The organism is Flavobacterium nitrogenifigens (assembly GCF_003254565.1).
GTDB lineage: Bacteria > Bacteroidota > Bacteroidia > Flavobacteriales > Flavobacteriaceae > Flavobacterium > Flavobacterium nitrogenifigens.
The window spans coordinates 18,631-30,688 of record NZ_QJRI01000169.1 but is presented as its reverse complement, the minus strand read 5'-3'; the positions used below and the strand labels follow the sequence as shown (position 1 = coordinate 30,688).

Annotated in this window: 12 protein-coding genes; 5 read left to right on the top strand and 7 right to left on the bottom strand. The window is 33.2% G+C overall.

Annotated elements, in window-relative coordinates:
• Positions 1-10 precede the first annotated feature (10 nt).
• The 5 genes from DM397_RS07005 to DM397_RS06985 all read left to right on the top strand — a co-directional run bounded on the left by DM397_RS07005 (position 11) and on the right by DM397_RS06985 (position 4,893).
• Positions 11-682, top strand: coding sequence for a YggS family pyridoxal phosphate-dependent enzyme (locus DM397_RS07005; protein WP_111376851.1), 672 nt, complete (start codon positions 11-13; stop codon positions 680-682).
• Between the two features lie 97 nt (positions 683-779).
• The gene (locus DM397_RS07000; protein WP_111376850.1) at positions 780-2,141 is read left to right on the top strand and encodes an exonuclease domain-containing protein; all 1,362 of its coding nucleotides are present in this window, start codon (positions 780-782) and stop codon (positions 2,139-2,141) included.
• 30 nt (positions 2,142-2,171) lie between these two features.
• A complete protein-coding gene (locus DM397_RS06995; protein ID WP_111376849.1) occupies positions 2,172-3,011 on the top strand; it encodes an ion transporter in 840 nt (279 codons plus the stop codon).
• 152 nt (positions 3,012-3,163) lie between these two features.
• On the top strand, positions 3,164-4,084 hold the full coding sequence (miaA, locus tag DM397_RS06990) for a tRNA (adenosine(37)-N6)-dimethylallyltransferase MiaA (protein WP_111376949.1): 921 nt from the start codon (positions 3,164-3,166) through the stop codon (positions 4,082-4,084).
• Between the two features lie 62 nt (positions 4,085-4,146).
• Positions 4,147-4,893: an acyl-[acyl-carrier-protein] thioesterase gene (locus DM397_RS06985; RefSeq protein ID WP_111376848.1), complete on the top strand. Its 747-nt coding sequence runs from the start codon at positions 4,147-4,149 to the stop codon at positions 4,891-4,893.
• A gap of 165 nt (positions 4,894-5,058) precedes the next feature.
• On the opposite strand, the gene DM397_RS06980 is transcribed toward DM397_RS06985, so the two are convergent.
• The 7 genes from DM397_RS06980 to coaE form a co-directional block, all read right to left on the bottom strand.
• Positions 5,059-5,592 (bottom strand): hypothetical protein, encoded by a 534-nt coding sequence (locus tag DM397_RS06980; protein WP_111376847.1) that lies wholly within the window; start codon positions 5,590-5,592, stop codon positions 5,059-5,061.
• Positions 5,579-6,268 carry a peptide chain release factor H gene (prfH, locus tag DM397_RS06975; RefSeq protein WP_111376846.1) on the bottom strand — a complete coding sequence of 230 codons (690 nt, stop codon included), beginning with the start codon at positions 6,266-6,268 and terminating at the stop codon, positions 5,579-5,581. The genes DM397_RS06980 and prfH overlap by 14 nt, the downstream gene beginning before the upstream one ends.
• A gap of 14 nt (positions 6,269-6,282) precedes the next feature.
• On the bottom strand, positions 6,283-7,674 hold the full coding sequence (locus tag DM397_RS06970) for an RtcB family protein (protein ID WP_111376845.1): 1,392 nt from the start codon (positions 7,672-7,674) through the stop codon (positions 6,283-6,285).
• Positions 7,664-8,425 carry a hypothetical protein gene (locus DM397_RS06965; RefSeq protein ID WP_111376844.1) on the bottom strand — a complete coding sequence of 254 codons (762 nt, stop codon included), beginning with the start codon at positions 8,423-8,425 and terminating at the stop codon, positions 7,664-7,666. The genes DM397_RS06970 and DM397_RS06965 overlap by 11 nt, the downstream gene beginning before the upstream one ends.
• A 665-nt stretch (positions 8,426-9,090) precedes the next feature.
• The gene (locus tag DM397_RS06960; RefSeq protein WP_008463080.1) at positions 9,091-9,807 is read right to left on the bottom strand and encodes a response regulator transcription factor; all 717 of its coding nucleotides are present in this window, start codon (positions 9,805-9,807) and stop codon (positions 9,091-9,093) included.
• A gap of 3 nt (positions 9,808-9,810) precedes the next feature.
• A complete protein-coding gene (locus tag DM397_RS06955; protein ID WP_111376843.1) occupies positions 9,811-11,400 on the bottom strand; it encodes a sensor histidine kinase in 1,590 nt (529 codons plus the stop codon).
• Between the two features lie 59 nt (positions 11,401-11,459).
• Positions 11,460-12,056: a dephospho-CoA kinase gene (coaE, locus tag DM397_RS06950; protein WP_111376842.1), complete on the bottom strand. Its 597-nt coding sequence runs from the start codon at positions 12,054-12,056 to the stop codon at positions 11,460-11,462.
• Positions 12,057-12,058 lie beyond the last annotated feature (2 nt).

The following is a 12,058-nucleotide window of genomic DNA, read 5'->3' as shown; positions in this document are numbered from 1 at the left end:
AAGAAATATCATGTCGATTCAATCGAATTTAAATACAATTAAAGCAAGTTTACCTGAACATGTAATTCTTGTTGCCGTTTCAAAAACAAAACCTGTTTCAGACTTGATGCAGGCTTATGAAGCTGGACAGCGCATTTTTGGAGAAAACAAAATTCAGGAAATGACTGAAAAATGGGAACAAATGCCAAAAGATATTCAGTGGCATATGATTGGTCATGTTCAGTCGAATAAAGTTAAATTTATGGCGCCGTATGTCACTTTGATTCACGGCGTTGACAGTTTGAAATTATTGCAGGAAATCAACAAACAAGCTTTAAAAAACAATAGAACAATAGATTGTCTTCTTCAAATTTATATTGCCGAAGAAGAATCCAAATTTGGTTTGGACGAAAACGAATTAAATGAACTTTTAACTTCTGCAGAGTTTAAAGAGTTAAAAAATATTCGTATCTTAGGTTTAATGGGAATGGCAACCTTCACAGAAGACCAAAACCAGATTAAAAAAGAATTTACCCATTTAAAATCCATTTTTGATTCATTAAAAAGCATTGAGGGATATGGTAAAGACGCACTGCAGTGCGTCTCTACAATTTCAATGGGAATGTCTGGAGATTATCAATTAGCAATAGAATGCGGAAGTACAATGGTTCGCATTGGAAGCAGCATTTTTGGAGGAAGATAATTTTCCAAACCACAATCGTAAAGACGCACTTGTGTCTTTACAGAAAAACTGAACACTAATTTCGATTTCAATCGAATCTGAACACTGAATACTGAATTTGTACGCGATATTAGACATAGAAACAACCGGAGGGCAATTTAATGAAGAGGGAATTACCGAAATCGCTATCTACAAATTTGATGGGCATGAAGTAGTTGATCAATTCATCAGCCTTGTTAATCCTGAAATTCCGATTCAGCCTTTCGTAGTAAAACTGACTGGAATTAATAATGCTATGTTGCGTTCTGCTCCAAAATTCTATGAAGTTGCTAAACGAATTATAGAAATCACTCAAGATTGCGTTATTGTAGCTCACAACGCTTCATTTGATTATAGAATTCTGCGTACAGAATTCCGTCGTTTAGGTTACGATTTTGAAGCCAAAACTCTTTGTACAGTAGAATTAGCTAAAAAACTAATTCCAGAGCAACCATCTTACAGTTTAGGAAAACTAGTTCGTTCACTCGGAATTCCAATGGCCGACAGACATCGTGCCAGCGGAGACGCCATGGCAACCACGAAGCTTTTCAAAATGCTTCTAGAAAAAGACACTGAGAAAACTATCGTAAAAGATTTCATAAAACTCGAAGTAGAAAAAGGGATTTCTCCGAAATTCTTAGATATTTTAAACCAAATGCCAGCCAAAACTGGGGTTTATTATATTTATAAAGAAGATGGAACTTTAATTTACATTGGCAAAAGCCAAAATATTAAAAAAAGAGTAAATCAGCACTTTACAGGAATTACAACCAAAAGTAAAAGAATCCAAGCAGAAGTTTTTACCATTACCTATGACGAAACTGGAAGCGAATTAATTGCACTTCTAAAAGAAAGTCAAGAAATAAAAATCAATCGCCCAAGATACAATCGTTCGCAAAAGAAAAGTGTTTTTCCTTTCGCCTTATATGCCGAAAAAGATGCTAACGGTTATATTAATCTAAAACTGGAAAAAGCAGACGGACGCAAAAAAGAAATTACTTCCTACGCTTCTTTACAGGAAGGAAAAAATGCGCTTTTTAAAATTACGGCAAAATACCATTTGTGCCAAAAACTCACGGGTTTATATCAAACCCAAAAAGAGTGCTTTCAGTACAAAATCAAAGAATGTGATGGAGCTTGTATTGGCGAAATCACTCCCGAAACTTACAATCTAAGAGTACAGCAGTTTATTTCAGAAAACAGTTTTGAGAACAAAAGCATGGTTCTGATAGACAGAGGAAGAAATGTAAACGAACGAAGCGCAATCTTGATCGAAGACGGAATTTACAAAGGCTACGCTTATTACGATCTCAATTATCAAATCACGAATATTGATATTTTAAAAAATATTCTGGTACCAATGCAACACAATCGCGATGTAAAGAATATTATTCAGAGTTATATGCGAAAAAGCAAATCATTAAAAATACTTCAATTTTAACAAATCGAAACTTTCATTATCTTTAAGGATATGAAAAAAGCAAAATCACAATACGAAATCTTTAGAGAAAAAGTCAAAATCGTCCTGTATGGCACTAACACCATCTTAGGTAGAATGTTCGATTTAGTATTGCTAGGTTTAATTTTACTGAGCGTACTTTTAATAATGCTCGATACCGTTGAAGGTATAAGCTCAAAATATCACGATCAATTATTGATATGCGAATGGGTAATTACCGTATTTTTCACCATAGAATATGTCCTGAGAATTATTTCAATTCAAAAACCTGTCAAATACATTTTTAGCTTTTACGGAATCATCGATTTACTTGCCGTTTTACCCATGTATTTGTCCATCTTTTTCCCTGGTGCGAGCATTTTATCAATTGTAAGAGCATTGCGTTTTCTTCGATTATTCAAGATTTTGCATATCCCGCAAATCAACCATCAATCTCTGCAACTAAAAGAAGCCATACATGCCAGCAAAGAAAAAATTATGGTTTTCATTTATTTTGTACTCATCAGTACCGTAATAATTGGAACCATAATGTACTTGGTCGAAGGAAAAGAATCAGGTTTCACCAGTATTCCAATGGGCATTTACTGGACAATAGTCACCTTAACAACAGTAGGCTACGGAGATATTTCACCCCAAACACCTCTTGGCCAATTTATAGCCGCTTGTGTTATGATTTTAGGTTACGGAATCATCGCCGTTCCAACCGGAATTGTAACTGCCGAATTTGCAAAAAGTAGTCTGAAAGGCAGTTTTGTAGGCACGAAAAAAACATGCCGTAAATGTCAATCACAAGTCCATTTCGACAACGCCAAATATTGTTACGAATGCGGAACCGAATTGCCAAATAATTAATTTAAGAAGCTAATCCAGCTGTACATTGCAACTCCTCCTTATATTTGTAATTTTTTAAGGCATAAAAGGAGCTTCCGTTGGTCGCTCTTTTACACCAAAAAAATGCAACAAATATAAGTCCGCGGTTTCCATTTCCATCTGGGCTAAAAACTATGAAATACCTAATTACCATTGTCGGACCAACAGCTATAGGCAAAACAGCCTTGAGTATTGCTTTGGCACAACATTTTAAATGCGAAATCGTTTCTTGTGACAGCCGTCAGTTTTTCAAAGAAATGACCATCGGAACCGCAGTTCCAAGCCAAGAAGAACTTGATTCTGCCAAACATCATTTCATTCAAAATAAATCTATTTTCGAAAATTACACCGTTGGCGATTACGAAAAAGAAGCTTTAACCAAAATTGAAGAATTATTTCAAACCAATGATTTTGTAATTCTTATCGGCGGTTCCGGATTGTATGTAGATGCAATCTTAAAAGGATTTGATGAATTTCCAGAAATCGACCCAAAAGTTCGTACAGAAGTAAATTCGAACTACGAAAAACTCGGAATTGAATATCTTCAAGATCAGCTAAAAAATTTAGATCCTGATTATTATCAAAAAATCACTTTAGAAAATCCTCAGACTTTACAAAACCCACAACGAATGATGCGCTTTGTAGAAGTTTGTATTGGTTCTCATAAACCATATTCTTCTTTTTTAAATCTGAAAAAAAACAACCGAAACTTTACTCCTATTCTAGTTGGTTTAGATGCCGACAGAGAAATCATTTACAGCAGAATCAATCAGCGTGTTGATATCATGATGAATGAAGGATTATTGAAAGAAGCCGAAGCACTTTATCCTAACAAAGCGTTAAATGCGCTCCAAACGGTCGGTTATCGAGAATTATTTAGTTATTTTGACGGAGAATTCACTTTGCCTTTTGCTATAGAAGAAATCAAAAAGAATACAAGAAGATTCTCCAAAAGACAATTAACGTGGTTCAAACGAAATGAAAATACAAAATGGTTTGATTACGCAACTGATAGAAAAGAAATCATACATTACATAGAAAATCTTCTAAAGTAAAAGAAGATCTTTCTTCTTGCATCTATTTTCAAAAGAAAAAATCTAAAATCTAAAATTAAAAAATGCCAATATCACCCAATTTCACATCAGTTTTAAGCAAAGACTGGGAAATCAATTTCACGCAATGCACGCCAACCGGATTTTTAAAATATACCGATTTGTGTAATATTCTACAATTAACTGCCGCTGCACATTCAGAAATTGGAGGAATTAGCTTTTATGACATGCAGGAATTTCACCAAGCTTGGGTTTTAAGCCGAATGCGTGTTGAAGTTCACGCTTTACCAAAATGGCAAGATGTTGTAACCGTAAAAACATGGATTAATAGCTTAGAAAATTCACGTTCTGTCCGTGCGTTGGAAATGTATGTTAACGGTAAAAAAATAGTAGGCTGTGAAACATATTGGGCTGTTTTTAACACACAAGCGCGTCGTCCTGAAGCTTTAGCACTTCCTTACGAACACTTCGAATTATTCCCAGAAAAAAGAGCTACAAAAGAAGGTTTTTCAAAAATCAACATCAATCATGAAAAAGAAGCTGTTTTCGAAAAAACAGTTTATCTGTCAGATTTAGATATTGTAAATCACGTAAATAACGTAAAATATCTAGAATGGTGTTTGGATCATGTTGATCCAAAAAGAATCATGAAACAGGAAGTTAAAAGCTTCGAAATGAATTTCATGAAAGAACTTTCATTACAAGATAATGTGGTAATCCACGAAAGCGAAGACGACGATCATACTACAGCAACTTTCAGCATTACAAAAGGCGAAAAAACTTGTTTTGCTTTAGAATTGCATTGGAAGTAAATCTTGGCGAGCAACCGTCCTGCAAGGTTTTCAAAACCTTGTAGGTATTTCACTTTAGTTAAAAATGCTAGATTCTAAATAACAAACCTACAAGGTTTTGAAAACCTTGCAGGAAATTGTAATAAATAAAAAAAAGATGCAAATTGCATCTTTTTTTTATCAAAATCATTTCGATTTCTTTTTAGAACCTTTCTTAGATTTTTTCTCTTTCTTCTTTTTCAGTAAATCAATTTTATCTTTAATTCTTTTCTCAACTTCACTAATTCCCGAATCATAATCATGCTGAATAGAATATAATTTTGCCTGCTTAATTTCTTTTAAAGCATCCTTAAATTCATGTTGTACTTCTAGCAGAATTGCTTTCTTAAGATAAATCTCTGATTTATTAATTCCTTTTACCGTTAAAGCAAAATCAATAAGCTTACGCGCTTCTTCGTAATCCTCGTTTAAAATCAACGTTTTTAAATAATACGGATAAACTTCAAGAGCATGAATATTAATCGATAATGCTTGTTGAAAATAAGATTTAGCTTCTTCATAATTCATTAATTGCTCTGCCTGAATTCTTCCGTATAAACACAAAACCATTGTATTTTTATCATCATAAGAAAAAGCATAATCTAAAGATTCAATTGTTCCTTCAAGCCAAAACGGATAATTATCCAAGGCTTGAAAAAGGTATTTATCAGTTGTTTTCATTTCGTAAATCGTTTTTCAATTTCTGACGAGTTCCTTTGTAGCTTTTCTCTACTTTGTTCTTCTTAAAATCGCTTCCTGTAAAAACTCTCACTGGATTTCCACGTTCTACATTAAGCTGATTTCCCCATTGTTTTCCAACGTGATTTTTAAGCTGAACTAGTTTCTCGTCTTCTATTTTTTTTAATAATCTTTCTGTTGCCAGTTTTTTGTTTTGATGCTGAGAACGGCTGTCCATTGCCACAACTGCAATTCCAGTCGGAATATGTGTTGCCCGAATTGCCGAACTCACCTTGTTCACATGCTGGCCACCAGCTCCAGAACTTCTCATAGCTTGATACTGAATATCATTCTCTGAAACTACGGCATTCTTTTGCTGTTCAATTTCAAAAATTCCGATAAACCAGTTTTTTCGTTTGTTCATTTTCCTAAACTGACTTTGCCCAATCCATTGAATAGTTCCTATCCAAGATTTCACAAACATATCGGCATTTTTCCCTTTTACAGAAATCGATGCGGTTTCTATAGTTCCATTTTCTTCTCCTTTCTCTCTTTGAAGTAAAACCACATCCAAATTCTGATCTTCAGCTTCTTCCAAGACTTTTTTAAGCACTTGGGCAACCACCCAAGTGCATTCTGCAGGTCCGCGACCCGCTGTTATCTGAACTATTTTTTCCATTACTTTTCCTTTCTTTAGCGATCCATTCTAACAATCTTTGGCGTAAAAGTTCCTAGAACTTCAACTAGATCGGTTTGGTTTGCCATTACTTTTTCAATGTCTTTATATGCCATGGGCGCTTCATCAATATTTCCTCCAATCAAAGTCACTTCATGTTTCTTCAATTCTTTATTGATTTGACTTTGTGTAAAACTGCTTTTGCATTTTGCTCTCGAAAACAAGCGTCCCGCACCATGCGAAGCTGAATTCAAACTTTCAGAATTCCCTTTTCCTTTCACAATAAAACCAGGAGCAGTCATTGAGCCAGGAATAATTCCTAATTGTCCTTCTCCCGCTGGCGTCGCTCCTTTTCTGTGTACAATGCATTCCTGACCGTTCACGGTTTCTTTCCAAGCAAAATTGTGATGGTTTTCAATCGTTACTACCACTCTTTTTCCAATCGCTTTAGCAATTCGTCTATGAATATCGTCGTGACAGGCTTTCGCATATTCTCCAGCCAAATTCATTGCCAGCCAATATTCCTGACCATCGTGCGTATTCAGATCTAACCACGCTAAATGCTGCACATTTTTTGGTAACGGACATTGTTTTGTTGCCAAATACGTATAATGTTTCGCAATATTTGCACCTAATCCACGAGAACCGCTATGCGAAAGAACCGCGAAATACTCACCTTTTTCAAGCTTCCATTCGTTCTCAGGGTTTTCAATTTTAGCGATTCCAAATTCTACAAAATGATTTCCTCCTCCAGAAGTTCCTAATTGCTTATAAGCTTTTGGCAAAAGATTTTTCAATAATGGAATATCTTGAAATCCACTACTATAAAATACTTCATGATCTACTCTTGAAGCGTGCGTTTCATACATTCCGAATTTGGTATTGTCTTTTAAAATAGCTTCCAATTGATGTTCTTTTCCTTTGAAATGAGAAGCTGGCAAATCAAAAATGGAAAGGCTCATTCGGCATCCAATGTCAACACCAACTCCGTATGGAATTACAGCATTGTCAGTTGCTAAAACTCCTCCAATTGGCAGTCCATAACCTGAATGTGCATCTGGCATTAGAGCTCCTGCAACAGAAATTGGCAGTTTCAACGAATCATACAGTTGAAATTTTGCCTGCTCATCGATTTCATTTTCTCCAAAAATTTTAAAAGGTGCCCTAGTATTTTTAAGCTGATGCATTCGAACTTGAACAGGTTTAATCAAACCTTCGGCAACTTTTCCCCAAGTTCCATTTCCTTCATACTTTTCAGGATGTAACAAAACATCTTTTGCTTCTGTTAGAATAGATTCTTTTTTTTCTCTTTTCCTATATCTGTTTATCTGCCCTAAGGCAATATTTATTGAATTGTTCTTTGGAAAACCTAATTTAATCAGGTCTTTTCCAGATAATTTATTTCCCATGATTTTCTATCATTTCATCTGCGTATTGCTGATACAAAGTGTGCAGACTTTTATTTTTAATTGGACTTATCTCTTTTGGATTTTCATTTTCATAGTAACTCCATTTATGAGAACTGCCGTGTATTAATCTATTTATTTTATTCCTCAGATTATGATTAACAATATAATTGTCAAGAAGTTGAATTTCACTTTCCAAATCTGAATCGACCATTTTGGTGTGTGTTATCATATAAGGACTAACACGAAGCACATATCTCCAAGGTTCATTAAATACGTAATGAATTTTGTATCGTTTGCAATTGCTGCACCAACGTTCCCTTTTATAAAAATGTGTTTTCTCTTTTTCGGTCAATTCCAGTTTTGAACTTTTCCATTCCCACTCTGAAAATTCTTTTACAGTCTGGAGTTTTTCAACATACACATGTTTTCTTTTTCTCTTTTTCTTCTTCTTAAAAGCTTTTTCATGAGAAAACTGCCATGTATTTATTTTTTCCAATAACTCTCTGTAAAATGTCGCTTCACTTGATCTGGCAATATCATCTCTTAATTTAAAATTGCGTTGCCAGCCTTTTTGATAAGGAATTTCTAAAGGAACTAATGGTAAGTCTCTACGCTTTTTCCAAAGTTCAACTTCAAGCTTTCTTAATTGAATTAATTGTTTTTCAAAATCTTCTTTTACTGATCTTTTCTTTTTTCGTTTACTTTTAAAACGAGTACATAAAGCATACTCATCTACCGTATAATTTTCCATAAAAAAATTATCGCGCGTTAAATTAGAGCCAAAAAGGCTTAAAAATTTTATCCTTACGGATAAATACTAAAAATCGATTTTCGGGAAAATTTTGAAGTGTCTAGAATAAAAAAAGCCCGAAACTTATTGTCTTCGGGCTTTTTTATATATCTAAAAATATATTTCTAAGATTGAAATAAGCCACGAAGAATTACTGCACCAAATTCGTTTGGTGTGAAGCTTTGTGATGTCGATGTAAGTACAAACATTTTTTCTTCGTTTTTAAAGGGTTATTATTTTTTTCGTGTGCAAATATTGTGAATTGTTTTTTGATTTTCCAAATTTATTTTAAGAAAATTCATCAAAATAAATAAATCACAGATTTAGTTCGTTTAACAAAAACACGTTATCCACCTAATAACTAAAGATCTAAATCCACTCTTAATAGAATAAAAATAACAAGATAAATTTAAAATTATAATATTTTTTCGAACTATTTGTCATTTCGACGAAGGAGAAATCACACTAGAAATTCCATAAACAAAATCGCCAATCTTTGTCGAATTACGTGTGTGATTTCTCCTTCGTCAAAATGACAAGATTGCGCGTAATTGTGATTGAAAATACTTTTACGCATAAAAAAAGCTCTGATTTCTCAGAGCTTATATTATATTTCGGTGAATTAATTATTCAGAAACTTTGCTTTTTACTACCAATCTGAAACCTTCTCCGTGAATGTTTAAGATTTCAACATCTTCATCAGCTTTTAAGTATTTTCTCAATTTAGCGATGTAAACGTCCATACTTCTTGAAGTAAAGTAGTTGTCATCTCTCCAGATTTTTGTTAAAGCTAATTCTCTTGGCATTAAGTCATTTTCATGAAGAATTAACATTTTAAGCAATTCGTTTTCTTTTGGAGATAATTTAATCGGTTCCTCATCTTGGAAAGTAAGGAATCTCAATTTTGAATTTAAGTGGAATTTACCAATATTAAATTCAAACTGTACTTGCTCTGCTTTTGTATCAGCTGATTTTCTTTGAATGATTGCTTTAATTTTCATTAAAAGAACTTCAGAATCAAAAGGTTTATTTAAATAGTCGTCAGCACCCGCTTTGTATCCTTTTAACACATCTTCTTTCATAGATTTTGCTGTCAAGAATATAATTGGCACTTCACTGTTCTTCTCTCTAATTTCTTTGGCCAAAGTGTAACCATCTTTATAAGGCATCATTACATCAAGAATGCACAAATCGTATACATCCTTCTTGAATTTCTCGAAACCTTCCATACCGTTTTTAGCTAAAGTAACTTCAAAGTCATTTAACATTAGATAATCTTTAAGAACCGCCCCAAAATTTAGGTCATCTTCTACTAAAAGTATTCTTTTGTTAGTATTTTCCATATTTTAATTTATTAATGGTATTTTTATTATAAAGGTGCTACCTTTTCCTTTTTCGCTTTCTACATATACTTGACCATTGTGATCTTCCACTATTCTTTTCACATATGCCAATCCTAAACCATGTCCTTTTACATTATGAAGATCTCCGGTATGCTCTCGGTAAAACTTCTCAAAAACTCGTTTCTGAGCTATCTTACTCATTCCTAAACCATGATCTTTTACTTTTATCAGAATCATGTCCTTCACATTTTCTGTAAAAATTTCAATCTTAGGCGCATCTGGAGAATATTTGATTGCATTTTCTAAAATATTAACCAATACGTTTGTAAAATGAACTTCATTTATCAAAACTGTTGTTCTGGCTGCATTATAATGCCTTTCGACAGTTCCTTGTCTGTCTTCCAAAATTAGATTAACATGCTCAATTGCATCGTCTATAATATCTGTTACTACAGTAGGTTCTTTTGTAATATCAAGCTCCCTTTTTTCTAGTTTAGAAATACGCAGAACATTTTCGACCTGAGCGTGCATCCTCTTATTTTCATCCCTAATCATTTGAAGATAACGATAAACTTTCTCTTTATCTTCAATAACCTTAGGACTTCTAATAGCATCTAATGCTAAGTTAATAGTGGCAATTGGCGTTTTAAACTCATGCGTCATGTTATTAATGAAATCTGTTTTAATTTCAGAAATATGTTTCTGACGCAATAACTGATTTAAGGCACTCGTATATGCTACAATTATAATTAATGTAAAGACTATCGATAAGATAGTAATACTTAATAATTCGGACAATAAGAACTTCTTTTTATGAGGAAATGTCACAGAGAGTTCATATCTGCTGTTTCCTTCATTATCTGTATATATCGGAATACTGTAAGTAGCTTCTTTATCATAATGAAATCCGTCTGATTTTATCTTTGTCGGATTGCCACTGCTGTATATCCCAAATTCAAATTTGGTTTTTACGCCATATTCTTCGAGCTCTTTCTTCAATAATTTAAAAAGCTTATCTTTTGTTATCCTCCCTTCAATTGGAGTTAAAGAAGCAATGTCTTTATATTGAATTTGCTGCTGAACTTTATTTAATATATCTAAGCTTCCTGATTTTTCAATTTTCAGATCAGGAATTATACTTTGTCCTAAACTGTTATTATTATCAATTCCATTGTTGTTATTATAAACTTCAGTTACTCTTTTAGAACTAAAATTTTTAAAACGCTCACTGCTGAATTTTTTGTTAAAAACCGAACCATTGATATCATAATCTTCAGATGTCAAGGTATTAGAATAAACAATTGTTTTATTGGTTTTAGTATTTCTCTGAACGTAAAATACTTGCAATAAATCTTCTTTTTTTGGAATTTTCCCCGTACTGTCTTTTATACGGTTATATTTGTCGTAGAAACTGTACTCTTCTTGTTGTTCCAGCTTATCTGCAACATTTCCAATTACTTGAGTAACGTGGTATTTAAACTGCTCTTCATTATTTTTGAACGAAGAATTGAACCAAAATACTTGAACCAGAATTATCCCTATCAAGGACAGACTCATCAATAAAACAAGTATTCTAAAAAATAATTTATTCATCGAAACAAAATTAATATTTTAACAATATACTAAATAATACATTAACCAAATATTAACATTTAAGACTGTTTTTGTTTTATATTTAAAATTTTAAGAATTTTAACAACTTCTTCTCTAGCATTTTTAAGATTATTGTTATTAATCACGAAATTGCTCTTAGAAATTCGTTTTTCATCATCCCACTGCATTTTCATTCTGCTTAAAACTTGCTCGCGGGTTGTTTTATCTCGCTTTATCACTCGCTCAATTCTAACTTCTACTGGAGCTGTCACAGTGATAATTACATCGCAATCTTTATATCGGCCACTTTCAAACAAAATAGCAGCTTCATAAATTACATAGTCATGATTTTTATGTTCTTTCACCCATTCTTCAAAATCTAATTTTACTGCTGGATGTACAATTGCATTCAATTTTGCTAATTGCTCTTTATCATTAAAAACAACCTGTGCTAATTTGGCACGATTTAAAATATCATCATCAAAAATGTTGCCACCAAAAGCAGATTTCACTTCTGCAAGGATATTTTTTGACTGCATAACTCTTTTAGCACCGTCATCAGCAATATAAACAGGAACGCCCATTTCTTCAAAATAGTTTGCCACAGTAGTTTTACCGCTGCCAATTCCTCCTGTAAGACCAATAACTTTTGTCATTC